23 protein-coding genes are annotated in these 25,583 nt (G+C 66.8%); 14 read left to right on the top strand and 9 right to left on the bottom strand.

The features are described 5' to 3' along the window. Positions 1-67 precede the first annotated feature (67 nt). The 4 genes from groL to metK all read right to left on the bottom strand — a co-directional run bounded on the left by groL (position 68) and on the right by metK (position 4,630). Positions 68-1,714: a chaperonin GroEL gene (gene groL, locus ACX12L_RS05920; RefSeq protein WP_459261761.1), complete on the bottom strand. Its 1,647-nt coding sequence runs from the start codon at positions 1,712-1,714 to the stop codon at positions 68-70. Between the two features lie 97 nt (positions 1,715-1,811). Next, positions 1,812-2,102 carry a co-chaperone GroES gene (gene groES / locus ACX12L_RS05925; RefSeq protein ID WP_459261762.1) on the bottom strand — a complete coding sequence of 97 codons (291 nt, stop codon included), beginning with the start codon at positions 2,100-2,102 and terminating at the stop codon, positions 1,812-1,814. Positions 2,103-2,254: 152 nt separating this feature from the next. Then, positions 2,255-3,331 (bottom strand): bifunctional nicotinamide-nucleotide adenylyltransferase/Nudix hydroxylase, encoded by a 1,077-nt coding sequence (locus tag ACX12L_RS05930; protein ID WP_459261763.1) that lies wholly within the window; start codon positions 3,329-3,331, stop codon positions 2,255-2,257. A 117-nt stretch (positions 3,332-3,448) separates the two neighbouring features. Continuing rightward, complete coding sequence (metK, locus tag ACX12L_RS05935) at positions 3,449-4,630, bottom strand: methionine adenosyltransferase (RefSeq protein WP_459261764.1); 1,182 nt, start codon at positions 4,628-4,630, stop codon at positions 3,449-3,451. Positions 4,631-4,762: 132 nt separating this feature from the next. On the opposite strand from metK, the gene ACX12L_RS05940 reads away from it, so the two are divergent. Together ACX12L_RS05940 and ACX12L_RS05945 are read left to right on the top strand one after the other, a co-directional pair. Beyond that, positions 4,763-5,617, top strand: a complete 855-nt coding sequence (locus tag ACX12L_RS05940; protein ID WP_459261765.1) for a lysophospholipid acyltransferase family protein — start codon at positions 4,763-4,765, stop codon at positions 5,615-5,617. Between the two features lie 8 nt (positions 5,618-5,625). Continuing rightward, complete coding sequence (locus ACX12L_RS05945) at positions 5,626-6,495, top strand: lysophospholipid acyltransferase family protein (protein ID WP_459261937.1); 870 nt, start codon at positions 5,626-5,628, stop codon at positions 6,493-6,495. 30 nt (positions 6,496-6,525) lie between these two features. Here the strand turns inward: ACX12L_RS05945 and yihA are convergent, their stop codons facing one another. Then, complete coding sequence (gene yihA, locus ACX12L_RS05950) at positions 6,526-7,254, bottom strand: ribosome biogenesis GTP-binding protein YihA/YsxC (protein WP_459261766.1); 729 nt, start codon at positions 7,252-7,254, stop codon at positions 6,526-6,528. 82 nt (positions 7,255-7,336) lie between these two features. On the opposite strand from yihA, the gene ACX12L_RS05955 reads away from it, so the two are divergent. From ACX12L_RS05955 to ACX12L_RS05975, 5 genes are all read left to right on the top strand, one after another. Then, positions 7,337-7,975 carry a c-type cytochrome gene (locus tag ACX12L_RS05955; protein ID WP_459261767.1) on the top strand — a complete coding sequence of 213 codons (639 nt, stop codon included), beginning with the start codon at positions 7,337-7,339 and terminating at the stop codon, positions 7,973-7,975. A gap of 128 nt (positions 7,976-8,103) precedes the next feature. Next, positions 8,104-10,284 carry a cytochrome c biogenesis protein ResB gene (locus ACX12L_RS05960; protein WP_459261768.1) on the top strand — a complete coding sequence of 727 codons (2,181 nt, stop codon included), beginning with the start codon at positions 8,104-8,106 and terminating at the stop codon, positions 10,282-10,284. Beyond that, positions 10,281-11,615, top strand: a complete 1,335-nt coding sequence (ccsB, locus tag ACX12L_RS05965) for a c-type cytochrome biogenesis protein CcsB (protein ID WP_459261769.1) — start codon at positions 10,281-10,283, stop codon at positions 11,613-11,615. The genes ACX12L_RS05960 and ccsB overlap by 4 nt, the downstream gene beginning before the upstream one ends. A 173-nt stretch (positions 11,616-11,788) precedes the next feature. Continuing rightward, positions 11,789-12,772 (top strand): protein-methionine-sulfoxide reductase catalytic subunit MsrP, encoded by a 984-nt coding sequence (gene msrP, locus ACX12L_RS05970; RefSeq protein WP_459261770.1) that lies wholly within the window; start codon positions 11,789-11,791, stop codon positions 12,770-12,772. After that, positions 12,772-13,413, top strand: coding sequence for a protein-methionine-sulfoxide reductase heme-binding subunit MsrQ (locus tag ACX12L_RS05975; RefSeq protein WP_459261771.1), 642 nt, complete (start codon positions 12,772-12,774; stop codon positions 13,411-13,413). The genes msrP and ACX12L_RS05975 overlap by 1 nt, the downstream gene beginning before the upstream one ends. 85 nt (positions 13,414-13,498) lie before the next feature. On the opposite strand, the gene ACX12L_RS05980 is transcribed toward ACX12L_RS05975, so the two are convergent. The 3 genes from ACX12L_RS05980 to lptM all read right to left on the bottom strand — a co-directional run bounded on the left by ACX12L_RS05980 (position 13,499) and on the right by lptM (position 15,866). Further along, positions 13,499-14,302, bottom strand: coding sequence for an oxygen-binding di-iron domain-containing protein (locus tag ACX12L_RS05980; RefSeq protein ID WP_459261772.1), 804 nt, complete (start codon positions 14,300-14,302; stop codon positions 13,499-13,501). 65 nt (positions 14,303-14,367) lie between these two features. Further along, a complete protein-coding gene (lysA, locus tag ACX12L_RS05985; protein ID WP_459261773.1) occupies positions 14,368-15,657 on the bottom strand; it encodes a diaminopimelate decarboxylase in 1,290 nt (429 codons plus the stop codon). Next, complete coding sequence (gene lptM, locus ACX12L_RS05990) at positions 15,654-15,866, bottom strand: LPS translocon maturation chaperone LptM (protein WP_459261774.1); 213 nt, start codon at positions 15,864-15,866, stop codon at positions 15,654-15,656. Before lptM ends, lysA begins: the two co-directional genes overlap by 4 nt. Before the next feature lie 12 nt (positions 15,867-15,878). On the opposite strand from lptM, the gene cyaY reads away from it, so the two are divergent. Continuing rightward, positions 15,879-16,208 (top strand): iron donor protein CyaY, encoded by a 330-nt coding sequence (gene cyaY / locus ACX12L_RS05995; protein ID WP_459261775.1) that lies wholly within the window; start codon positions 15,879-15,881, stop codon positions 16,206-16,208. A 3-nt stretch (positions 16,209-16,211) separates the two neighbouring features. Here the strand turns inward: cyaY and ACX12L_RS06000 are convergent, their stop codons facing one another. Next, positions 16,212-18,527 carry a penicillin-binding protein 1A gene (locus tag ACX12L_RS06000; protein ID WP_459261776.1) on the bottom strand — a complete coding sequence of 772 codons (2,316 nt, stop codon included), beginning with the start codon at positions 18,525-18,527 and terminating at the stop codon, positions 16,212-16,214. Positions 18,528-18,844: 317 nt separating this feature from the next. Here ACX12L_RS06000 and ACX12L_RS06005 point away from each other — a divergent pair, with 317 nt between their 5' ends. The 6 genes from ACX12L_RS06005 to ACX12L_RS06030 are packed head-to-tail and all read left to right on the top strand — an operon-like array spanning position 18,845 to position 25,473. Beyond that, entirely contained in the window at positions 18,845-19,924 is a 1,080-nt protein-coding gene (locus tag ACX12L_RS06005; protein ID WP_459261777.1) for a pilus assembly protein PilM, read from the top strand. Next, positions 19,921-20,532 (top strand): PilN domain-containing protein, encoded by a 612-nt coding sequence (locus ACX12L_RS06010; protein ID WP_459261778.1) that lies wholly within the window; start codon positions 19,921-19,923, stop codon positions 20,530-20,532. Before ACX12L_RS06005 ends, ACX12L_RS06010 begins: the two co-directional genes overlap by 4 nt. Continuing rightward, entirely contained in the window at positions 20,529-21,212 is a 684-nt protein-coding gene (locus tag ACX12L_RS06015) for a type IV pilus inner membrane component PilO (RefSeq protein ID WP_459261779.1), read from the top strand. The genes ACX12L_RS06010 and ACX12L_RS06015 overlap by 4 nt, the downstream gene beginning before the upstream one ends. Further along, complete coding sequence (locus tag ACX12L_RS06020) at positions 21,209-21,766, top strand: pilus assembly protein PilP (protein ID WP_459261780.1); 558 nt, start codon at positions 21,209-21,211, stop codon at positions 21,764-21,766. Before ACX12L_RS06015 ends, ACX12L_RS06020 begins: the two co-directional genes overlap by 4 nt. Next, on the top strand, positions 21,763-23,904 hold the full coding sequence (pilQ, locus tag ACX12L_RS06025; protein WP_459261781.1) for a type IV pilus secretin PilQ: 2,142 nt from the start codon (positions 21,763-21,765) through the stop codon (positions 23,902-23,904). The genes ACX12L_RS06020 and pilQ overlap by 4 nt, the downstream gene beginning before the upstream one ends. Before the next feature lie 21 nt (positions 23,905-23,925). Further along, a complete protein-coding gene (locus ACX12L_RS06030; protein WP_459261782.1) occupies positions 23,926-25,473 on the top strand; it encodes an Ig domain-containing protein in 1,548 nt (515 codons plus the stop codon). The last annotated feature ends 110 nt before the right edge of the window (positions 25,474-25,583 follow it).

Consider the following 25,583-nt stretch of genomic DNA (forward strand, 5'->3'; position numbering starts at 1 on the left):
CATTGCGCCTGCGGGCTTTCGAAGGGGATCGCATGGCGCCTTGGCAGGCGCCAGCGGGCCGGGGCGATTACATGCCCATGCCGCCCATGCCACCCATGCCGCCCATGTCGGGCATGCCGCCTGCGGGGGCGTCGTCCTTCGGGGCCTCGGCCACCATGGCTTCGGTCGTCAGCAGCAGAGAGGCCACGGAAGCGGCGTTCTGCAGGGCCGTGCGGGTCACCTTGGTGGGGTCCAGGATGCCCATTTCCAGCATGTCGCCGTAGGTGTCGTTGGCGGCATTGAAGCCGTAGTTGCCCTTGCCGTTCAGCACTTCGTTCACCACCACCGAGGGTTCGCCACCGGCGTTGGCCACGATCTCGCGCAGGGGCGCCTCGATGGCCTTCAGGATCAGCTTGATGCCGGCGTCCTGGTCGGGGTTGTCACCCTTGAGCTGGCCCACGGCCTGGCGTGCGCGCAGCAGGGCCACGCCGCCACCGGCCACGATGCCTTCCTCCACCGCAGCGCGCGTGGCGTGCAGGGCGTCTTCCACGCGGGCCTTCTTTTCCTTCATCTCGACCTCGGTGGCGGCGCCCACCTTGATCACGGCCACGCCGCCGGCCAGCTTGGCCACGCGCTCCTGGAGCTTCTCGCGGTCGTAGTCGCTGGTGGCTTCCTCGATCTGGATGCGGATCTGCTTGACGCGGGCCTGGATGTCGTCGGCATTGCCGGCGCCGTCGATGATGGTGGTGTTTTCCTTGCCCACCTCGATGGTCTTGGCCTGGCCCAGATCGGCCAGCGTCACCTTCTCCAGCGACAGGCCCACTTCCTCGGCGATGACCTTGCCGCCCGTCAGGATGGCGATGTCTTCCAGCATGGCCTTGCGGCGGTCACCGAAGCCAGGCGCCTTGACGGCCACGACCTTCAGGATGCCGCGGATGGTGTTCACCACCAGGGTCGCCAGGGCCTCGCCCTCGACTTCCTCGGCGATGATCAGGAGCGGGCGGCCGGCCTTGGCCACGGCTTCCAGCGTGGGCAGGAGGTCGCGGATGTTGCTGATCTTCTTGTCGAACAGCAGCACGAAGGGGTTGTCCAGCAGCGCGACCTGCTTCTCGGGGTTGTTGATGAAGTAGGGCGAGAGGTAGCCGCGGTCGAACTGCATGCCTTCCACGACGTCCAGCTCATTGTTCAGGCTCTTGCCGTCCTCGACGGTGATCACGCCTTCCTTGCCCACCTTGTCCATGGCGTTGGCGATGATTTCGCCGATGCTGGAGTCGGAGTTGGCGGAGATCGAACCCACCTGGGCGATTTCCTTGGAGGTCGTCGTGGCCTTGGAGGCCTTCTTCAGCTCCTCCACCAGGGCCGTGACGGCCTTGTCGATGCCGCGCTTGAGGTCCATGGGGTTCAGGCCGGCGGCCACGTACTTGCTGCCTTCGCGCACGATGGCCTGGGCCAGCACGGTGGCGGTGGTGGTGCCGTCGCCGGCGTTGTCGCTGGTCTTGGAGGCCACTTCCTTCACGAGCTGGGCGCCCATGTTCTGGATCTTGTCCTTGAGCTCGATCTCCTTGGCCACGGACACGCCGTCCTTGGTCACGGTGGGGGCGCCGAACGAGCGCTCGAGCACCACGTTGCGGCCCTTGGGGCCCAGGGTCACCTTGACCGCGTTGGCCAGGATGTTCACGCCTTCAACCATGCGGGCGCGGGCTTCGCCGCCGAAAACTACGTCTTTTGCTGCCATGTGTGGCTCCTACGGATTTTGGGTCAAACGGGCTGCCAAGGCTTGTGTATAAAGCGTCAGCAGCTATGAAAATTGATGGTCTGGTATGGGAAGGGAATTACTTCTCGACCACGGCAAACAGATCGTCTTCCTTCATGACCAGCAGCTCGTCGCCGTGAATCTTCACGGTCTGGCCGCTGTACTTGCCGAACAGCACGCGGTCGCCCACCTTCACGCTCATGGCAATGCGGTCACCGTCCTCGTCCAGCCTGCCGGGGCCGACGGCCACCACCTCACCCTGGTCGGGCTTCTCGGCGGCGTTGTCGGGGATCACGATGCCCGAGGCGGTCTTGGTTTCGTTTTCCAGGCGCTTGACGATCACGCGATCGGCGAGAGGGCGCAGGTTCATAGGATCTCCTTGCGATGCACAAACAAAGGGTGGTAACGACAGCAGCCCATACGGGCTGCCTGAGGGGTAGGGCGGTGTTGTTAGCACTCGACACTTACGAGTGCTAATAATAAAGCCGTTTTTCCCCATTTCAAGGGCCTGGGCCCAGAAAGTCAGGGGGTTTGGCGCTGCCGCACGTCCGCGGCCGGCGTGGATGCGGCCTGGCCCGGGGCCAGGAGCTGGCCGATGATGTGCCAGTGGTCGTCGTGGAACCGGTCTTCCATGCCGGCCAGATCCTCCTGCGCCACCCACTGGGCATGCGCCGCATCGTCGCCGCCGCGCACCTCGGGCAGGGCGTCGCCGCCCAGGTCGAAGAAATAGGCGTGGGTGATGACGCGCCCGCGCTGGCTGCGCTCGGGGTGGTCGAACACGCGCACCGCGCGCAGCGCCTGGCGCAGGCGTTCCTCGGGCAGGGGGCAGTGGGTTTCTTCGGCCAGTTCGCGCAGGCAGGACTGCCACAGCGTGTCGCGCGGCTCGACGAAGCCGCCGGGCAGGGCCCACAGGCCCTTGCCGGGGGCGTGGGCGCGGCGGATCAGCAGCACCCGGCCCCGGCAGCGCAGCAGCGCGTCCACGGTGACGAAGACCGGCGGGTAGGGCGCGCCGGCCCAGCTGTCGCGGTACGCGCGCAGCATGCGCCATTCTTCCTGCAGGGCGGGGTAGTGCGCCGTGTGCGCGAATTGCTCCAGCCACGCGCGCGTCGCCGCCGGGATGTGGGGCGCCCATGGGGCCAGCGCCGCCTCCGGCGTGGAGGCGCTGGCGCCGAGGTAGGCGTCGCGGATGGCGGTCGCGTCGATCGCGCCCTGGCGCTCCATGCGGATCAGCTCCCAGCCGGGAAAGGCCCGCAGGTAGCCGCTGCTGCTGTCCTTGAAGTGGCCGACCAGGGCCAGGCGCGCCCGGGCCGGGGTGGCCTGGGCCACGGCCTGCCGCACGGCCTCGGCCCAGCGCGGCTCGTCGTAGTAGTCGCGCACGGGCAGCACGGTCAGGCGCGCGCGCTCGGGTTCGGGCAGGGCGGCGCGCAGCATCTGGGCGCGCTCCTGCCAGGTGAAGGGGTTCTTCGGCGTGCGCGCCTGGAAGGCCGAGCCCACGACGACGACGGCCTGCCGCGCCCGGGCCAGGGCCTCGCGCAGCAGCGCCAAGTGGCCGTTGTGCACGGGCTGGAAGCGTCCGATCAGGACGGCGGCGTCGTACATGGGGAGGTGGCGTGTCAATGGCGGAGGGGGTGCGGCGGCCTTGTGGTCTTTGCTCACATCGCTGCGCGATATGAGCTACGCCCCAAAGCCCAGGGTTTGCTGGTGCAAACGCCGGGCTTACAGCCCGGCCGCTGCGCGCAGCGCCTGGGCTTTGTCCGTGCGTTCCCAGGTGAACTCGGGCTCCTCGCGGCCGAAGTGGCCGTAGGCGGCGGTCTTGGCGTAGATGGGCCGCAGCAGGTCCAGCATCTGGATGATGCCCTTGGGGCGCAGGTCGAAATACTCGTGCACCAGCTGGGCGATGCGTTCGTCAGGGATCACGCCCGTGCCCTCGGTGTACACGGTGATGTTCATGGGCCGGGCCACGCCGATGGCGTAGGCCACCTGGATCTGGCACTGGCGCGCCAGGCCCGCGGCGACGATGTTCTTGGCGACGTAGCGCGCGGCGTAGGCGGCGCTGCGGTCCACCTTGGTCGGGTCCTTGCCGCTGAACGCGCCGCCGCCGTGCGGGCAGGCGCCGCCGTAGGTGTCCACGATGATCTTGCGGCCCGTGAGGCCGCAGTCGCCCTGCGGGCCGCCGATGACGAAGCGCCCCGTGGGGTTGATGAGGTACTTGGTGTCCCTGAGCCACTCGGCGGGCAGCACGGGCTTGATGATCTCCTCGATGATGGCCTCGGTGAAGCTGGCCTTCATCTTCGTGGCGCTCTCGCTCTGGTCGGGGCTGTGCTGGGTGGAAAGCACCACGGTGTCGATCGAGTGCGGCTTGCCGTCCACGTAGCGCATGGTCACCTGGCTCTTGGCGTCGGGGCGCAGGAAGGGCAGGCGGCCGTCCTTCCTCAGCTGGGCCTGGCGCTCGACCAGGCGGTGCGCGTAGTAGATGGGCGCGGGCATGAGTTCGGGCGTTTCGTTGCAGGCGTAGCCGAACATCAGGCCCTGGTCGCCGGCGCCGGTGTTCAGGTGGTCGTCGCTCGCGTGGTCCACGCCCTGGGCGATGTCGTTGCTCTGCTTGTCGTAGGCCACCAGCACCGCACAGCCCTTGTGATCGATGCCGTATTCGGTGTTGTCGTAGCCGATGCGCTTGATGGTGTCGCGCGCGACCTGGATGTAGTCCACGTGCGCGTTGGTCGTGATCTCGCCGGCCAGCACCACGAGGCCCGTGTTGGTCAGCGTCTCGGCGGCCACGCGCGAGCGCGGGTCCTGCTCGAAGATCGCGTCCAGGATGGCGTCCGAGATCTGGTCCGCCACCTTGTCGGGGTGGCCCTCAGAAACCGATTCGGACGTGAAGAGGAAGTCGTTCGCCATTTGAATAAACTCCGTGGTTCAGCACTTTTGGGCGTTGCCCATAGCCTCGGGAGCTTGTGGCGAACGCTTTAGCAGTTGTGTTTAACGTCGCCCTGCAAGTTGCTCATTTAACTCGGCGACCGCGCCATTGTAATGCCATCGATTTTTCGCCTTTTTTCTGCGCTGCCGTTGTGGTTGTTGCATGCCGTCGGCGCGCTGCTGGGGTGGGTGGCATTCTGCGCGTCGCCCACGTACCGCCGGCGTTTCCTGGCCAACGCGGCGCGCGCGGGCTACCGGCTGCGCGACGTGCGCGCCGCCGTGGCGCATGCGGGCCGCATGGTGGCCGAGGCGCCGCGCCTGTGGCTGGCGCCCGAGCCGCCCCCCTGCGAGGTGCGCAACGCCGAATGCGTGCAGCGGGCCTGGGAGCAGGGGCGCGGCATCGTGTTCCTCACGCCGCATATCGGCTGCTTCGAGATGTCGGTGCAGGAGGGGGCGCGGCGCTGGTCGCCGCAGCACGGGCCCTTCACCATCCTCTACCGCCCCGCGCGCCAGCCCTGGCTGGCGCGGGTGATGCAGACCGCGCGCAACCGCCCGGGCATCGCGGCCGTGCCGACAACGCTGCAGGGCGTGCGCCAGATGCTCAAGGCGCTGCGCGCGGGCCGCGCCGTGGGCCTGCTGCCGGACCAGGTGCCGCCCCAGGGGCAGGGCCTGTGGTCTCCCTTCTTCGGCCAGCCGGCCTACACCATGACGCTGGCCGCGCGCCTGGTGCAGCAGACGGGCGCGGCCGTCATCCTCGCGCGCTGCGAGCGCCTGCCACGCGGGCGCGGCTACGTGCTGCACCTGCAGGCGCTGGAGCAGCCGCTGGCGCCTACACTCGACGCCGCCGTGCTGCAGATCAACCAAGCCATGGAACAACTGATTCGCCAAAGCCCCGGGCAATACCTGTGGGGCTATGCCCGCTACAAGCAGCCGCGCGCCGAGGCGCAGCAGCCGGAGAGCGTCGCGTGACGGCGCGGCTGGCGTCGCGTGCGGGCGTTGCCCTGCTGAACCTGCTCGGCCGCCTGCCGCTGCCCGTGCTGCGCGCGCTGGGCGCGTGGATCGGCCGCCTGCTGTTCGTGCTGGCCGCGCCGCGGCGCAAGGTGGCGCTGCGCAACCTGGAGCTGTGCTTTCCCGATGTGCCCGAGCAGCAGCGCCGCGCCTGGGCGCGCGAGTCGTTCGAGGCGTTCTGCCAGACCTTCCTCGACCGGGGCTGGCTCTGGTCGGGCTCCGAGGCGCTGGTGCGCAGCCGCGTGAAGCTCGTCGGCGCGGTGCAGGAGCTCGAAGGCGACACGCCCACCATCGTCTTCGCGCCGCACTTCTACAGCATGGACGCGGGCGGGCTGGCGCTGCCGCTGAACACCGCGCGCGAATTCACCTCGATCTTCGCCACCAACCCCGACCCGGCGCTGGACGCGTGGTTCATGGGCGGGCGCCAGCGCTTCGGCAACGTGCGCATGCTCAACCGCGCCGACGGGGTCAAGCCCATCGTCTCGTGCCTGCGCAAGGGGGGGCTGCTGTACCTGCTGCCCGACATGGACTACGGCAGGAACGACTCGGTCTTCGTGCCCTTCTTCGCCATGCCCGACGTCGCCACCATTCCCTCGCTCTCGCGCTTCGCGCGCCTGGGCCGCGCCAAGGTGGTGGCGCTGTACAGCCGCATGACGCCCGAGGGCTACGTGGCCGAGCTCACGCCCGCCTGGGATAACTTCCCCACCGACGACCATGTGGCCGACACGGCGCGCATGAACCGCGAGCTGGAGGCCGCCATCCGCACCATGCCCGCGCAGTACTACTGGGTGCACAAGCGCTTCAAGACGCGGCCCGAGGGGCAGGCGTCCGTTTATTGAGCCGCCCGGGAGGCGGCCGTGTGGCGCTATTTATTCAGAAGCGTTCGGCGCTTGATGGGCCTGCGTTTCCGGCTGATTTTTCTCTGAAGCCGGCGCGTTCTCGGCGGGGTGCGCCCACTGCCACAGCAGCTGCGCCACCTCGTCCACGCCCTGGCGCTTGAGCGCGGAGAACATGCGCACCTCGCCGCCGCCGGCCTGCAGCCGCGCGATCGACAGCGCCTTGGTCTGCTCGGCGCGCGTGAGTTTGTCGGCCTTGGTGAGCAGCACCAGGAACTTGAGGCCCTGCTCCACGCGCGGGCGCACCACCTCCAGCAGCGCCTCGTCGAGCTCCGTCAGGCCCAGGCGCGGGTCGCACAGCAGCACGATGCCCGTGAGCCCCTGGCGGCTGACGAGGTAGTTGGCCATCACCTGCTGCCAGCGCTGCTTGTCCGAGCGCGAGACGGCCGCGTAGCCGTAGCCGGGCAGGTCGGCCAGGACGGCGTCGGTCACGCCCTGCTTGCCCAGGGCGAACAGGTTGATGTGCTGGGTGCGCCCCGGCTTCTTGGAGGCGAAGGCGAGCTGGCGCTGCTGCGTGAGGGTGTTGATGCAGGTGGACTTGCCGGCGTTGGAGCGGCCGACGAAGGCGATTTCGGGCACGGTGATGGCGGGCAGCTGGTGCAGCTGGGCGGCCGTGGTCAGAAAGCGTGCGGTGTGCATCCATCCCAGGGCGACCTTGGCGTCGGGCAGGCCGGGCCCAGGTACATGCGGTGTGGTTGACATAGATCGGGTTTTCAAGGGATGGAGCGAATCAGCGCGCATTGTAGAATTACGAAGTTTTGCGCCCATGACATAAGAACCCACTATGAAGTTGCTCGCCTCCTTGCTCATGGCTGCCGCGCTGGCAGTTCCCGCTTTTCCGACCCTTGCAGCGGGTGAAACCCCGGCGCAGCAAAAGGCCGCCAAGCCCGACCTGACCAAGGGTGCGGCCAGCTACGGCGCTGTGTGCGCAGCCTGCCATGCGGCGGACGGCAACTCCACCATCGCCGTCAATCCCTCGCTGGCGCAGCAGCACCCGGAGTACCTGGTCAAGCAGCTGCAGGAATTCAAGTCCGGCAAGCGCGCCGACCCCGTCATGCAGGGCATGGCGGCCATGCTGAGCGACGACGACATGCGCAACGTCGCCGCATGGCTGGCCTCGCAGAAGGCCAAGGAGGGCTTCGCCAAGGACAAGGACCTCGTGGCCATGGGCGAGCGCATCTACCGCGGTGGCATCCAGGACCGCAGCATCGCCGCCTGCGCCGGCTGCCACAGCCCCAACGGCGCCGGCATACCTGCGCAGTACCCGCGCCTGTCGGGCCAGCACTCCGACTACACCATCAAGCAACTGGCCGATTTCCGTGACGGCAAGCGCGGCAACAACGCGCAAATGCGCGACGTGGCGGCCAAGCTCAACGACCGCGAGATCAAGGCGGTGGCCGACTACATCGCCGGCCTCCGTTGATTCACGTCAAATGAATAGGGGTGCTCGGATGCACCCGAGGAAGCTTGCGCCGATAATCGCACCCAAGACGGGCGGGCCCATCTGAATGGATGGTCCGCCCTTTTCTCATTCGGGTCCCCGCATTCTTCATGTCTGACACCTCTTTGGGCCACGGCCATGCATGGCGCCCGCACGCCACGCGCTCCATGACCGAGCTGCTGGCGTCCATGCGGTTTGCCATCGCGCTGCTGACGGTGATCTGCATCGCGTCGGTCATCGGCACGGTGCTCAAGCAGCATGAGCCGGTCACCAACTACGTCAACCAGTTCGGGCCGTTCTGGGCCGACCTGTTCCTGGCGCTCAAGCTCAACGCGGTCTACAGCGCCTGGTGGTTCCTGCTGATCCTGGCGTTCCTGGTGGTGAGCACCTCGCTGTGCATCGCCCGCCATGCGCCCAAGTACATCGCGGACCTGCGCAACTACAAGGAAAACATCCGCGAGAAGAGCCTGCAGGCCTTTCACCACAAGGCCATGGCCCCGCTGGCCGGCGAGGCGCCGCAGGCGGCCGCGCAGCGCATCGGCCGGCTGCTGGTCTCGGGCGGCTGGAAGGTGCGGCTGCAGCAGCGCCCCACGCCCGCGGGCGATGGCTGGATGGTGGCTGCCAAGGCCGGCGCGGCCAACAAGCTGGGCTACATCGCGGCGCACAGCGCCATCGTGCTGGTGTGCCTGGGAGGGCTGCTCGACGGCGACCTGATCGTGCGCGCGCAGATGTGGTTCGGCGGCAAGACGCCGTATGCGGGCAGCGGCCTGATCGCCGAGGTCAAGCCCGAGCACCGCCTGTCCGAGCGCAACCCCACGTTCCGCGGCAACCTGGTGGTGGCCGAGGGCACGCAGTCGGCCACGGCCATCCTGGCGCAGTCCGACGGCGTGCTGCTGCAGGACCTGCCGTTCTCCGTCGAGCTCAAGAAATTCGTCGTGGAGCATTACTCTACGGGCATGCCCAAGCTGTTCGCCAGCGACATCGTGATCCACGACCGGGCCACGGGCCAGGCCACGCCGGCGCGCGTGGAGGTGAACCACCCGGTCAGCTACCGGGGCGTGGAGATCTACCAGTCGAGCTTCGACGACGGCGGCTCCGAGGTGCAGCTGCACGCGCGCCCCATGGTGCCCGGCGCGCAGCCGTTCGACGTGCAGGGCGTGATCGGCGGCTCCACGCGGCTGACCCACACGGGCTCGGGCGAGGCCATGACGCTGGAGTTCACCGGCCTGCGCGTGCTCAACGTGGAGAATTTCGGCGATGCGGGTGCCGCCGGCTCGGGCGCCGACGTGCGCAAGGTGGACCTGCGCGAGTCCATAGAGTCGCGCCTGGGCGCCGGCAACAAGACCGTGGGCAAGCGCGAGCTGCGCAACGTGGGCCCGAGCATCAGCTACAAGCTGCGCGACGCCTCGGGCCAGGCGCGCGAATTCCACAACTTCATGCTGCCCGTGGACACGGGCGACGGCCAGCCCGTGTTCCTGCTGGGCGTGCGCGAGACGCCGTCCGAGCCCCTGCGCTACCTGCGCGTGCCCGTGGATGCCGAGGGCGGCATGGACGGTTTCCTGCGCATGCGCCTGGCGCTGGCCGACCCGCGGCAGCGCGAGCAGGCGGTGCGCCGCTATGCGGCCGCGGCGGTGGACGGCTCGCGTCCCGAGCTGGCCGAGCAGCTGGCCCTGTCCGCCGGACGCGCCTTGGCGCTGTTCGCCGGCGACGCGGCCGCGACCGGTGGCGCGGCGGACGACGACGGCGCCGGCAAGGGCCGCCCGCGCGGCGGCCTGCAGGCCATCTCCGACTTCATGGAGGCCAACGTGCCCGAGGCCGAGCGCGCGCGCGCGGGCGAGGTGCTGGTGCGCATCCTCAACGGCGCGCTGTTCGAGCTGGCGCAGACGACGCGCGAGCACGCCGGGCTGGCGCCGCTGCCGCAGGACGAGAAGACCCAGGCCTTCATGACGCAGGCCGTGCTGTCCCTGAGCGACGCCCAGGCCTATCCGGCGCCCCTGGTGTTCGAGCTGCGCGACTTCAAGCAGGTGCAGGCCAGCGTGTTCCAGGTGGCGCGTGCCCCTGGCAAGAACGTGGTGTATCTGGGCTGCGCGCTGCTGATCCTGGGCGTTTTTGCGATGCTGTACGTGCGCGACCGCCGCCTGTGGGTCTGGCTGGCGCCCGAGGGCGACGGCGCGCGCGCCACGATGGCGCTGTCGGCCAACCGCAAGACGCTGGACACGGACCGCGAATTCGCACAGCTGCGCACCCAACTGCTGGGAACGGCACCCCCCCCCCACGGAGGAACCCCATGAACACCGCCACCACGACGCTGACCTTGAACGAAGGCTATTTCGCGCGCCGCAACTGGCTGGACTGGCTGTTTGCCCTGGCCGTGGTGGCCGGCGGCCTGTTCGCGCTGCAGCGCTACGCGGCCTACATGGACGTGTACGAAAAGGGCATCCTGCTCGCCTCCATGCCCGGCGCCATCTGGCTGGGCTGGTTCTGGCGCCCGCTGCGCGCGCTGATGCTGGCCGTGGCGGCCTGCGCGCTGCTGGCGATCGGCCTGTACCAGAACGACGGCGCGGGCGACCTGGCGCGGGCCGACACGGTGTTCGGCCTCAAGTACTTCCTGTCGAGCCAGTCGGCCATCCTGTGGATGAGCATGCTGTTCTTCATGAGCACGGCGTTCTACTGGGTCGGCATGTTCGCGCGCGGCCAGGGCCAGGCATTGATGCGCATCGGCTCGCGCATCGCCTGGGTGGCGGTGGCGCTGGCGCTCATCGGCACCATGGTGCGCTGGTACGAGAGCTACCTGATCGGGGCCGACATCGGCCACATCCCGGTGAGCAACCTCTACGAGGTGTTCGTCATGTTCTGCTGGATGACGGCGCTGTTCTACCTGTACTACGAGGAGCAGTACGCCACGCGCGCGCTGGGCGGCTTCGTGATGCTGGTGGTGAGCGCCGCCGTGGGCTTCCTGCTCTGGTACACGGTGGTGCGCGAGGCGCACGAGATCCAGCCCCTGGTGCCCGCGCTCAAGAGCTGGTGGATGAAGCTGCACGTGCCGGCCAACTTCATCGGCTACGGCACCTTCGCGCTGTCGGCCATGGTGGCGTTCGCCTACCTCATCAAGCAGCAGGCCAGCGAGACGCGCTGGTACAAGCTCGCGCCTCTGTGGCTGCTGGGCGTGGTGCTGTGCTTCGAGCCCATCGTGTTCCGCCAGGGGGCCGCCGAGGGCGGCGGCGCCTACTGGATGGTGTACTTCGGCGTCTCGGCGCTGATCGTGGCCGGCATCCTGCTCGCGCGCCGGCGCATCGCCGAGCAGCTGCCGGCGCTGCAGGTGCTGGACGACGTGATGTACAAGTCCATCGCCGTGGGCTTCGCGTTCTTCACCATCGCCACCGTGCTGGGCGCGCTGTGGGCGGCCGAGGCCTGGGGCGGCTACTGGAGCTGGGACCCGAAGGAAACCTGGGCGCTGATCGTCTGGCTCAACTACGCGGCCTGGCTGCACATGCGCCTCATGAAGGGGCTGCGCGGCACCATGTCCGCCTGGTGGGCGCTGGTGGGGCTGGTGGTCACCACCTTCGCCTTCCTGGGCGTGAACATGTTCCTCTCCGGGCTGCACAGCTACGGCACGCTGTAGAAACAGGGGCTGCCAGCGCTCGTATTGAAAGGGCTTGCGATGGTTTTCATGTTGAAAACCAATGGCAGCAAGCGCAAGCAGCTATCGTTTTGATGGAATGACGAGCCCCTTCGCCGTGCAGGGGCGCGTGGCATGGGGCAGACTCGCGCTGCAACTGCCCATGGAGGCCCGCCATGCTCATCCATACCCACGACAGCGGTTTCGACCACCCCCGCGCCAGCGAGATCACGCCGCGCGCGGCCTATGGGCAGCGCCGCGCGCTGCTGCGCCTGATGGCGGGCGGCGCGGCCGGGGCGGTGCTCGCGTCCTGGGCCGGGCGCCAGGCGCTGGCGCAGGGGCGGCTGGCGGCGCTGCCGGGGGCGCGCTCGGCCGTGGCGGGCGCGGCGACCATGGAAAAGCCCACCGACTACAAGGACGCCACGGGCTACAACAACTTCTACGAGTTCGGCACCGACAAGACCGACCCCGCGCGCAACGCACACACGCTCAAGACCCGGCCCTGGACGGTGGAAGTGGACGGCTTGGTCAACAAGCCGAGGCGCTTCGACATCGACGAACTGCTCAGGCTCTCGCCGATGGAGGAGCGCATCTACCGCCTGCGCTGCGTGGAGGGCTGGTCCATGGTGATCCCCTGGGTGGGCTACTCGCTGGCCGAGCTGATCCGCCGCGTGGAGCCGCAGGGCAGCGCGAAGTACGTGGAGTTCGTGACCCTGGCCGACAAGGCCACCATGCCCTACGTGGGCTCGCGCATCCTGGACTGGCCCTATACCGAGGGGCTGCGCATGGACGAAGCCATGCACCCGCTCACGCTGCTGGCCTTCGGCATGTATGGCGAGGTGCTGCCCAACCAGAACGGCGCGCCGGTGCGCATCGTCGTGCCCTGGAAGTACGGCTTCAAGAGCGCCAAGAGCATCGTCAGGATCCGCTTCACCGAGAAGGAACCCGCCACGGCCTGGAACAAGGCGGCGCGCAACGAGTACGGCTTCTACTCCAACGTGAACCCCGACGTGGACCACCCGCGCTGGAGCCAGGCCACGGAGCGGCGCATCGGCGAGGACGGGCTGTTCGCCAGGAAGCGCAAGACCCTGCCGTTCAACGGCTACGGGGCCCAGGTGGGCCAGCTCTACGCCGGCATGGACCTGAAGAAGTTCTATTGATGCGGCAGGCGCGCCCCGGCGGCCAGGCCGCGGCGGACCGGGCGCTGCGGCACCCGGCGGCCAAGCCGCTGCTGTTCGCGCTGTGCCTGCTGCCGCTGGCCTGGCTGGTGTACGCGGCGGCGTTCGACCGCCTGGGCGCCAACCCGGCCGAGGCGCTGATCCGCTCCATGGGCGACTGGACGCTGCGCCTGCTGTGCCTGACCCTGGCCGTGACCCCGCTGCGCCTGGCCGCGCGGCTGCCCGCGCTGGCGCGCTTTCGGCGCATGCTGGGCGTCTACACCTTCTTCTACGCCGCGCTGCACCTGCTGTGCTACGCGTGGTTCGACATGGGGCTGGACGGCGGCGAGATCGCGCGTGACGTGGCCAAGCGGCCCTTCATCCTCGTGGGCATGTGCGGCTTCGCGCTGCTGCTCGTGCTGGCGGCCACCTCGTTCAACCGCGCCATGCGCTGGCTCGGCGGGCGCCGCTGGCAGCGCATGCACCGCAGCGTGTACCTGGCCGCGGGCCTGGCGCTGCTGCATTTTTTCTGGATGCGCGCCGGCAAGAACGACTTCGCCGAGGTGGCGGTCTACGCCGCCATCCTGGCGGCGCTGCTGCTGGCCCGGCCGTGGCTTCGGCGTGGCCGCAACCTGGAATCATGATCGCTATTTTTTATATAGCTATTGACGCTTCATGGGAGAGCGTTAGAGCCCGATTCTATTACTGGGTTCCCATGGATTGCAGCGCCTAGTGCGCCACCGGATCGATGCGCGCCGTAGGGATCTGGTAGGCGCGCTCGTCGAACAGGTCCGTGCCGCATTCCAGGCCGTCGAGCCAGTCGAGGAAGTCGGCGATGGCCTGCCGCCCCATGATGGGCGCGCCATGCTGGGGCACCAGCATGGCGATGTCGAGCTGGCGCGCCATGCGCGTCCACAGGCGCAGGACCTTGCCCGAGACCATGTAGCGGCGGTGGAAGGCCTCCATGCGCGCGATGTGGGGCGCGAGCGCGGTCACGGGCACGCGCGCCTCGGTGCCCGAGGTCATGGACACGCCCAGGTCGCCCGTGAACAGGATGCGGCTGACCGGGTCGTAGAAGTGGAAGTTGCCCTCGGAATGCAGGAAGTGCGCGGGCAGCAGCACCAGCTCGTGGCGCCCCAGCGGCAGGCGGCCGCCGCCGTCGGGCACGCCGATGATGCGGTTCTCGGTCTTGCCGAGCTTGGCGAAGTGCGGGGCGAAGCGCTCCCACACGCGCGAGATGACCAGCGTGGCCTTCGTGCTGCTGAGCCAGCGGTCCAGCGAGGCGATGATGTCCGGGTCGGCATGCGACGCGAGCAGGTAGGACAGCCGGTGCGGCGGGAAATGCCGGGACATTCCCATGAACAGCTCGTTGAAGGCCAGGTTGCCGCCCGGGTCGATGATGGCGCCGGTGTCGCCGTCCACGATCAGGAACTGGTTGGACTGCACGGCCTGGCCGTCCTCCTCGATGAGGTCGGAAAACATCAGGCAGGCATGGTGCTGGTCTCGATAAAGTTCCAGGGGCTCCAGGGGCATACAGAGAGGTCCACCGCAAAAAGCGCAATAGTAGTTGCGCCGAAGTGGTTATTGCTTGATGGTCATCAAGATCTGGATGGAATCAGGCGTTCGCAGCGAAAGATGTCGCTGACGCTTTCGCGCGCGCGGATCACATGGGCCGCCGCGCCATCGACGAGCACCTCGGCGGGGCGCGCGCGGGTGTTGTAGGTGCTGCCCATGGAACTGCAGTAGGCCCCGGTGGAGAGCACGGCCAGCATGTCGCCCGCGGCCACGGCCAGGCTGCGGTCCTTGCCCAGCCAGTCGCCGCTCTCGCAGATCGGGCCGACCACGTCGTACACCTGCGCCGGCGCCTGCGCGGCCGCGTCCAGCGGCACGATGGCGTGGTAGGCCTGGTACATCGCGGGGCGCGGCAGGTCGTTCATCGCGGCGTCGACGACGCAGAAGTTCTTCTGCTCGCCCGGCTTCAGGTACAGCACCTGCGTCAGGCACACGCCGGCATTGCCCACCAGGGAGCGGCCCGGCTCGATCATGAGCAGGCGGTCGCCATAGCCGCGCGCGTCCAGCTTGGCCAGCAGGCTGGACCACAGCGCATCGGCCGCGGGCGGCGTATCGCCGTTGTAGTCGATGCCCAGGCCGCCGCCGAAGTCGATGTGGTGGATGGCGATGCCCGCTGCCTCGATGGCCTGCACCAGGTCCAGCAGGCGGTCCATGGCGTCGAGGTACGGCGTCTCCTCGGTGATCTGCGAGCCGATGTGGCAGTCGATGCCCACCACGCGCAGGCCGGGCAGCTGCGCGGCGCGGCGGTACGTATCCAGCGTACGCTCATGGGCGATGCCGAACTTGTTGCCCTTGAGGCCCGTGGAGATGTAGGGGTGGGTCTTGGCATCCACGTTCGGGTTCACGCGGATGCTGATGGGCGCGCGCAGGCCCATCGACTGGGCGACCTCGCTCAGCACCTCGAGCTCGGCCTCGCTCTCGACGTTGAAGCAGCCGATGCCGGCCTCGAGCGCCTGGCGCATCTCGGCGCGGGTCTTGCCCACGCCCGAGAAGATCACCTTGGCCGGGTCGCCGCCGGCGGCCATCACGCGCTCGAGCTCGCCGCCCGAGACGATGTCGAAGCCGCAGCCATGCCGCGCGAACAGCTGCAGCACGGCCAGCGACGAGTTGGCCTTCATGGCGTAGCAGATCTGCACCCTGCGCCCGGCAAAGCCGCGCTGGTAGGCCGCCAGGGCCTGCAGCATGGAGGCCTGGGAATAGACGTACAGGGGCGTGCCATGCTCGCGTGCCAGGTCCGACAGGCGCCGGTCTTCGAGGTAGAGGGCGTGGTCGCGGTAGTGGAGCTGGGGCTGGCCGGGCAGGACGGGAGGGATCATGGATGGGACGATGGTGCGGGGACGGAGGAGGGTGCAGCGGGCGCCGTGGCGCGCGGGGCGGCAGGGTTGAGCGTCTCGGGCAGGGTGGCGCGCTGCGCCGCCGCCGGTTCGGTCGGCAGGTACAGCGGGCCGCGCTGGCCGCAGCCCAGGGCTGCCGCGCTCAGAGCAAGGGCAATCGTCCTGACTAGAATTTGGCGAGCTCTCAACATACGCAAATTGTAATGACCGACCTCGAATTCATGGACCGCGCCGAGCAACTGCTGCTGGCGGTGGAGCAGGGCTGCGACCGCATCAACGAGGAGACCGACGCGGACCTCGACAGCCAGCGCACGGGCGGCATGGTCACCATCAGCTTCCGCAACCGCAGCCAGATCGTCATCAACCTGCAAAAGCCCCTGCACGAAGTCTGGATGGCCGCGCAGTCCGGCGGCTACCACTACCGCTTCGATGGTGCGCGCTGGATGGACACCAAGGGAGATGGTGAATTCTTCGCGGCGCTGAACCGCGATGCCAGCCGGCAGGCAGGCCAGGCGCTGGCGTTCACGGCCTGAGCTTCAGTTGCGGAACAGGTCCAGGATGCGGCTGCGCTCCTCGGGCGCCGGCGCCGCGGCGGGCGCCGCAGGGGCGGGTGCGTCCATACCCACGCTTGCCACGCCCGTGTTGCGCGCGTATTCCTCGTAGAACCACTCGCCGCTCACGTTCACCACGCCGGGGGGCACGGTGGGTTCGGCCACGGGCACGCCCTTGAGCGCCTTGTCCATGAAGCTGATCCAGATCGGCAATGCCAGGCCGCCGCCGGTCTCGCGGCTGCCCAGGTTGCGCGGCGTGTCGTAGCCAATCCAGGTCACGGCCACCAGGGAGGGCTGGAAGCCCGCGAACCAGGCATCCACCGCATCGTTGGTGGTGCCGGTCTTGCCGTACAGGTCGGGGCGCCTGAGCGTGGCCTGCGCGCGCGCCGCCGTGCCGCTGCGCGTGACCTCCTGCAGCAGGCTGTCCATCACGAAGGCGTTGCGCGCATCGATGGCGCGCGGGTTGTCCGCGGTGGCCGGCGGCTGCACGTTCGACAGGACGCGGCCCTTGTGGTCGGTCACGCGCGTGACCAGGTAGGGGTTGACGCGGTAGCCGCCGTTGGCGAACACTGAATAGGCCGTCGCCATCTGCATGGGCGTGACCGAGCCCGCGCCGAGCGCCATGGTCAGGTAGGCGGGGTGCTTGTCCGCGTCGAAGCCGAAGCGCGTCACCCAGTCCTGCGCGGTCTTGGGGCCCACGGCCTGCAGCACGCGGATGGAGACCACGTTCTTGGAGCGCGCCAGCCCGGTGCGCAGCGTCATGGGGCCGTCGTACTTGCCGTCGTAGTTCTTGGGCTCCCAGGGCTGGGCGCCCGTCGCGCCGGCGCTGAAGAACAGCGGAGCGTCGTTGACGACCGTGGCCGGCGTGAAGCCCTTTTCGAGGGCGGCGGAATAGATGAAGGGCTTGAAGGCCGACCCCGGCTGCCGCCACGCCTGGGTGGCGTGGTTGAACTTGTTCTTGTCGAAGTCGAAGCCGCCGACCAGGGCGTGGATGGCGCCCGTGCGGGGGTCCATGGCCACGAAGGCGCCCTCGACCTCGGGCAGCTGGGTGATCTCCCAGGTCTTCTTCGGGGTCTGCACCACGCGGATGACGGCGCCGCGGCGCAGCTTGATATTGGGCGGGGCCTTGTCGCTCAGGCCCGACTGCGCGGGCTTGAGGCCCTCGCCGGTGATTTCGATCTGCTCGCCGTCGGCGCGCGCGGCCACGATCTTCTTGCTGCCGGCCTCCAGCACCACGGCGGCCAGCACGTCGCCGTTGTCGGGGTGGCTGGCGAGCGCGTCATCGATCACGTCTTCGGCCTCGGCCGGGGATGCGGGCAGGTTCACGAAACGCTCGGGGCCGCGGTAGTGCTGGCGCCGCTCGTAATCCATGATGCCCTTGCGCAAGGCGGCGTAGGCCGCTTCCTGCTCGCCTGCGTTCAGGGTGGTGTAGACGTTCAGGCCGCGCGTATAGGCCTCGGCCCCATATTGGGAGAACACAAGCTGGCGCGCCATCTCGGCCACATATTCGGCGTGCACGCGGGTGCTGCTGGTGGATGAGCGCAGCTTGAGGTCTTCCTGCTTGGCGGTGGCGGCCTGCTCGGCGGTGATGAAGCCGTTTTCCAGCATCCGGTCGATGATGTAGAGCTGGCGGATGCGGGCGCGCTTGGGGTTGCTGATGGGGTTGTAGGCCGAGGGTGCCTTGGGCAGGCCGGCCAGCATCGCGGCCTCGGCGATGGAAATAGACTTCAGCGGCTTGCCAAAATAGGCCTCGGACGCGGCGGCAAACCCGTAGGCGCGATTTCCCAGATAAATCTGGTTCATGTAAATCTCGAGTATCTGGTTTTTGGTCAGCAAATGCTCGAGCTTAAAAGTTAACAATATTTCATATATCTTTCTCGTCAGCGTTTTTTCCGACGAGAGATATACGTTGCGCGCCACCTGCATGGTGATGGTGGAGGCGCCCTGGCTCTTCACGCGCCCCAGGTTGGCCAGCGCCGCCCGCAGCACGCCCTTGTAGTCCACGCCCCCATGCTGGAAGAAACGGGCATCCTCGATGGCCAGGACCGCGTTGGTCATCACCGCCGGAATGTCCTCTATGGGCGTGAGGTTGCGGCGCTCCTCGCCGAATTCGCCCAGCAGGGCGCCTTCGGTGGAGTACACGCGCAGCGGCAGCTTGGGGCGGTAGTCCGCCAGGTCGGAGACGTCCGGCAGGTTGGGGTAGGCCATGGCCAGGCCCACGCCCACGACGAGAACGCCCGCCAGCGCGCCCGCCACGCCAAGGCCGACGAGCCAGGCAAGCCCGCGCAGAAGCCAGCGCATCCAGCGCGGCGCATGGGACGGGGGCGGTGCGGGGGCTTTGTCTCGTGAATGCGGCATAGGGCTCAATCGGCAAGCAACCGGCCATTATAAAAATCCAGGGCGCCCCCCCATGTTTGCAGGTGTGAGGACCAGGGCGCGCCCGGGCGCGAAATGGGTCGGTGGATACCCTTGGAAGCCTTGGAAAATCGTCGGCTTTTGACAACGGCCGAGACGTATCAAGGGCGTAAAACTCTTTGCTGGTGTAGGAGCATGCTGATAGCATCCATGTGAAGTGTTAAGTTTTGTTGCTTTGTCTCGCTAGGTTTACAGGGGGCACCTTGATCTCAATGGGGTCGTTGTTCAGTCGTCAGTCAGCCCCATTGCTAGGGGTCGACATCAGTTCTTCCAGTGTCAAGCTGGTCGAATTGGGGCGCGATAAGGGAGGGGCGCTGGTGCTCGAATGCTGCGCGATCGAGCCGCTCGAGCGCGGCTGGATCACCGATGGCAACATCGAAAAGTTCGACGAAGTGGCCGAGGCGCTGCGCCGCGTGGTCAGGAAGAGCGGCACCAGGACGAAGAATGTGGCCCTTGCCCTGCCGCCGTCGGCGGTCATCACCAAACGCATCTCCCTGCCCGGCGGCATGACCGAGCAGGAGCTCGAGGTGCAGGTGGAGTCCGAGGCCAACCAGTACATCCCGTTCTCGCTCGACGAGGTGAGCCTGGACTTCTGCGTCGTAGGCCCCAGCAAGAACGCCCCCGGCGACGTGGACGTGCTGATCGCGGCCTCGCGCAAGGAAAAGGTGCAGGACCGCCAGGGCCTGGCCGAGGCGGCAGGCCTCAAGCCCGTCATCGTCGACATCGAGTCCCATGCTGCGCGCCTGGCTGCTGGGCGCCTCATCGAGGCCCTGCCCAATCGCGGCGTGGACAGCGTGGTTGCGCTGTTCGAGGTGGGGGCGCTCACCACCAGCATGCAGGTCATCCGCAACGACGACGTGCTCTATGAGCGCGACCAGGCCTTCGGCGGCGCGCAGCTGACGCAGCTCATCGTGCGCCAGTACGGCTTTTCGCAGGAAGAGGCGGAGGGTAAGAAGCGCAACGGCGACCTGCCCGAAGACTATCAATCGGCGGTGCTGCAGCCCTTCGTGGACAGCCTCGCGCAGGAGATCGGGCGCGCGCTCCAGTTCTTTTTCACGAGCACGCCCTACAACCGGGTGGACCACATCATGCTGGCAGGCGGCTCCGCTCCGCTGTCCGGCCTGACCCAGACCGTTACCCAGAACACCGGTTTCGCCTGCAGCGTCATCAATCCCTTCGAAGGGATGGATGTGGGCAGGGCGGTCCGCCTCAAGAAGATGGCGCGCGAGGCGCCGTCGTACCTGACGTCCTGTGGGCTGGCGATGCGGAGGTTCCTGCAGTGATTCTCATCAACCTGCTTCCGCACCGGGAGGCTGCCCGCAAGCGCCGGCGCGAGACGTTCCAGGCCATCATGGGGGCCTCGGCCCTGGCGGGCCTGGGTATCGCGGCAGCCATTTACTGGTGGTTCCAGGTGATGATCACCGACCAGCAGGACAGGAACAACTTCCTGCGCGGCGAGATCCAGGTCCTGGAGCAGCAGATCAAGGAAATCGCCACGATCGAAGAGGAGATCACCGCGCTGCAGGCACGCCAGAAGGCGGTGGAGGACCTGCAGTCCGACCGCAACCTTCCGGTCCACCTGCTCAACGAACTGGTCCAGCAACTGCCCGACGGCGTGTACGTGACGAGCCTCAAGCAGGTCGACCAGGTCGTCACCATGCAGGGCATGGCGCAGTCCAATGAACGGGTCTCCGAGATGTTGCGCAATCTCACCAACAACACGCCCTGGTTTTCCAAGCCCGAACTGGTGGAAATCGTCGCCGCCAACGTGGCCTTGACTCCCAAGGACCAGCGCCGCGTCGCGGCCTTCAATCTGCGCTTCCGCCTGGTGCGCAGCTCGGAGGCGCAAAAGGCCATGGACGCTGCGAGTGATGCGGCAGTGGGGAAATGAGCATGGCAAAGAAGAAAGCGCCGAAGTTGGATTCCGCCAAGCTGCTGGACGATTTGCAGCGCCAGTTCCAGAATCTGGACCCCAAGGATCCGTCGCTGTGGCCGGCGTTGCCGCGCACGCTGCTGTGCCTGCTGATCGCCGCAGGCGTGGCGACCTTTCTGTGGTTCTTCAAGCTCAGCGAATTCCAGGACGAACTGACCGCCGAGCGCAGCACCGAGCAGACATTGCGCGACGATTACCAGAAGAAGCTGATCAAGGCCGTCAGCCTGGACGCGCTCAAGAAGCAGCGTGAGCAAATCCAGCAATATGTGATCCAGCTGGAAAAGCAGCTGCCCAGCAAGGCGGAAATGTCGGCCCTGCTGTCCGACATCAACCAGGCAGGCCTGGGGCGCAGCCTGCAATTCGAATTGTTCCGGCCTGGCCAGGTAGTGGTCAAGGATTACTACGCCGAGCTGCCCATCTCCATTCGCGTGGTGGGCAAATACCATGACGTGGGCGCCTTTGCCTCCGACGTGGCCAATTTGTCGCGCATCGTGACCTTGAACAATCTGTCGATCGACCCGGCCACGAAAGATGCCGGCGGCAATCTGACCATGGAGGCGACGGCCAGGACCTTCCGCTATCTCGACGCCGAGGAGATACAGGCGCAAAAGGCGGCGGCGAAAGGAGCCCAGAAATGATGCGCTTTCGCTGCAGGCAGCTCATCGTGTTGGCGGGAGCGTTGATTCTTTCGGGCTGCGGCGGCAGTGACGAGGACGAACTGCGCCAGTGGATGTCCGAGCTGCGCGCCACCACCAAGCCGCGGGTGATGCCGCTGAAAGAGCCCAAGCAATTCCTGCCCCAGGATTACGCCGGGGACAAGGGAATGGACCCGTTCAGCCCGACGAAGCTGACCCAGGCATTGCGCCGTGAATCGTCGGAAACGGTGGCCAATGCCTCGTTGATCGCGCCCGAGATGGCCAGGCGCAAGGAGCCGCTGGAGGCCTACCCGCTGGACGCCGTGAAGATGGTGGGCAGCCTGAACAAGACCGGGGTGCCCACGGCACTGGTCAGCGTCGACAAGCTGCTGTACCAGGTGCGCGCGGGGAATTATCTGGGGCAGAACTACGGAAAGATCGTCAGTATTTCCGAGACGAATATGCGTTTACGGGAGATCGTCCAGGACTCCACGGGAGATTGGGTGGAGCGCATGACAACACTGGACCTGCAAGAGGGAAATGAGGTGAGGAAATGATGCAACAGAAGACGCGTTTGCGGCGGCATCTCTGGGCGGCGGGCGTTGCGATCCTGGCCGCACTGGGGGCCACCGTGGCGCATGCGGGGGGAGCGATCGAATCCGTTTCGGGTTTTCTGCAAGGCGGGGCCGAGGTCCTGCGCATCGAGTTTTCCGAACCCCAGACCGATTTGCCAACGGGTTTTTCCATCCAGAGTCCGGCACGCATTGCTCTGGATTTCCCGGGAGCCGGCAATGCCTCCGGTCGCTCGCTGGTCGAAATCAATCAGGGCAACGTGAAGTCGGCGAACATCGTGCAGGCGGGGGAGAGGTCGCGCATCGTCCTGAACCTGAAGCAGCCCACCTCCTACCGCGCCGAACTGCACGGCAAGACGGTGCTGGTGCTGCTGGATCCGGTCACCGGCGGTGCCAGGATTCCCAGCGCATCGCCGACGGCATTTGCCGAGAGCCAGAACACGGACGTGCTGGCCCTGAAGGATCTGGACTTCCGCCGCGGCACCGACGGGGCGGGCCGCATCGTCGTCGGGCTGCCCAGCAACCAGGTGGGCGTGGACCTGCAGTTGCAGGGCAAGGGGCTGGTCGTCGACTTTCTGCGCTCCTCCCTGCCCGAGGGCCTGCGCAGGCGGCTGGACGTGTCCGACTTCGGCACGCCGGTGCAAACCATCACCGCAACCCAGCAGGGCGAGCGCGTGCGCCTGACCATCGAGCCTGTCGGCGAGTGGGAACACAGCGCCTACCAGAGCGACAACCAGTTCGTCGTGGAAGTACGCCCCAAGAAGGTGGACCTGAGCAAGCTGACGCAAGGCCCGAACTACACGGGCGAGAAGCTGTCGCTGAATTTTCAGAACATCGAGGTCCGGTCGCTGCTGCAGGTGATTGCCGACTTCACCAACTTCAACATCGTCACCTCCGACACGGTGACGGGCGCGCTGACCCTGCGCCTGAAGGACGTGCCCTGGGACCAAGCCTTGCAGATCATCATGGATGCCAAGGGCCTCGGCATGCGCAAGTCCGGCACGGTGCTGTGGATCGCGCCCAAGGACGAGATCGACGAGCGCACGAAGAAGGACTACGAGGCCGCAATGGCCATCCAGAAGCTCGAACCGCTGCGCACGCAGGCCTACCAGCTGAACTACGCCAAGGCCGCGGACATGGTGGTGCAGCTGACCACCAATACCTCGTCGGGCAGCAGCACCAGTGACACCACGCGCTTCCTGTCCGAGCGCGGCAGCGCGATCGCCGAGCCGCGCACCAACCAGCTGTTCGTCACGGACACCCCGGCCAAGCTGGAGGAGGTGCGCAAGCTGCTGCTGACGCTGGACGTACCCGTGCGCCAGGTCATGATCGAGGCGCGCATCGTCGAGGCGCGCGACACCTTCGGCCGCTCGCTGGGCGTGCGCCTGGGTGGCGGGGATTTGCGCGCCAACAAGGGCGGCGATGGTGGCTACAGCATAGGCGGGGGCAACCGTGCTGCCTGGGGCACCAACTACAGCAACGCGACCAACTCCGCAGGCTTTGGCGATGCGGTGAACGTGGGGGGGAATTTTGTCAACCTGCCCGCATCGCTGTCCAACGTCACGGGCGTGGGCTCGTTCGCCCTGTCCATCTTCAACTCCGCCGCGAACCGCTTCCTTACCCTGGAACTGTCCGCCATGGAGGCCGATGGCCAGGGCAAGGTGGTCTCCAGCCCGCGCCTGATCACGGCCGACCAGACCAAGGCCCTGATCGAGCAGGGTACCGAGTACCCCTATTCCGTCACAGCGCCTAATGGCGCCACGACCATCGCGTTCAAGAAGGCCGTGCTCAAGCTTGAAGTGGTTCCGCAGATCACGCCCGAAGGCAACATCATCCTGGACCTGGACGTTAACAAGGACAGCCGCGGCGAGAGCACGACCCAGGGCGTGGCCATCGACACCAAGCACATCAAGACCCAGGTGCTGGTGGAAAACGGCGGTACCGTCGTGATCGGCGGCATCTTCGAAATGGAAGAAACCAACCAGGAAAACAAGATTCCCCTGCTGGGCGACGTGCCGATCATGGGAAATCTATTCAAGAGCCGGACCAAGGAATCCAGCAAGCGTGAAATGCTTGTCTTCATCACGCCCAAGGTGATTACCGACCGCGGGCCCGTACGTTGAATGTTTGAAGGTAAGAGAACCATGAGAATTTCCAAGACGATCATCACTTCCGCGGTGTTTGCCGCAGTGCTTACCGCTTGCGGCGGCGGCGGCGGCAGCGGCGGGGAGTCCCATTCCACGTACAGCATCACGCTGCGTGCCGACAAGACGCAGTTGCCTCTCAACGTCAGCAACTACCCCGTAGGTCAGGGTGTGTATGCGCCTTTCTCCACCACGCTGTACGTCGAGGCGAAGGAGGGCGGGCGTCCCATTCCGGGGGGCGAGAAAATCTTCGGCTGTAACATGGCGGGAGGGCTCGACTCCGGCTCCTTGTATTACCTCGATGGCGACCCGGAGCACGAGGAAGAAGTCGATGACGGCAACGGCGGAAAGATCAAGGTGCCCAATGCCTATCGCAGCATCACGCTCGGTTCCAACTCGGGCGGCAATTCTTTCCACTTCCATGCCAAGAATCAGGCGGGCACCGCGCGCATCGTCTGCACGGTGACGGACCCGCGGGACAAGAAGGAGCACTCTGCCAGCGTGGACATCACGGTCGGGGGCACCACCGGCAAACCCGCGAGCGTGAGCATGCTCGTCCCATCGCAGCAGAGCTACATTGGAACGCAGGGAAATGCGACCCGCATTCCCAGCACCGTTGTCATGCAGGCATTCGTCCAGGACGACGCCATCCAGCCGGTGTCCAGCAGTTCCGGTGCGAATGTGCAGGTGCGCATCCTCCCCGGGACCGATGCGGCCGTCGGCGCACGGCTGGTTGCGGGTGTCCTGAGCGGTGGTGTGCTGCAATTGCCCTCGATTGGCGGCGTGGCGCAGTTCTCGTTGATCAGCGGCGCAGAAACGGGCCCCATCTTCCTCGAGTTCACGGCAGACCGTTACGACAACAACGTTGGCAATGGCATCCAGGATCCGATCACCATCATCGACCAGATCGCGGCGATCGAAGCGACCACGGACCCGCTGGCCGTGAGCGATGAAGACCTGGGCCAGGTGACCAACACCATCTCCTACACCCACCTGTTGACGGCCCAGGGCGGCCTGCCGCCCTACACCTGGTCGGCCACTGGCCTGCCGAAGGGGCTGTCCGTCGATTCGGGCACCGGTGTGCTCAGTGGCACGCCGGATGACGTTGAGCGCGTATACCAGGCGACGGTGACGGTGAGGGACAAGAACAAACTCGCAGACTCGGGCACCATCAAGCTGACGCTGGTCGGCGCCGTGAAGCCGGAGGACTTCGCGATCGGCAATTGCAATCTGAATCAAGTCTGCCCGCTGGGTAGCGTGCCAGGGGGGCAGAACTTTGCCTTTGCCTTTACGGCCTCTGTTCCTGGCGTGACATGGTCGTTCGCTGGTCTGCCAAGCTGGCTCACGAGCGGAACCACGGGCGTCACCGGCTTCATCTCCGGGACTCCCAGGGCATGCACGAATTCCATACCTGCCACTCCTACCGACCCTGCCACTCCTGTTGATCCGGGCGACACCGGCACATACACCTTCTTCGTTACGGCGACGAAGGGTGTCACGAACGTGACGCGTCAAGTGTCATTGACGGTGACGGGGTCGTGCTCATGATCGCTATCCCCAGGTCCGATGTACCATAGCCACCTCGGGCCGCTCAAGGGTTAGCCCCTGGCTTGAGAAGCCATCCCCAGCGTGTCTGGGGATTTTTTTTGCCAATCGGA

It is taken from the genome of Alicycliphilus sp. T452, assembly GCF_054512775.1.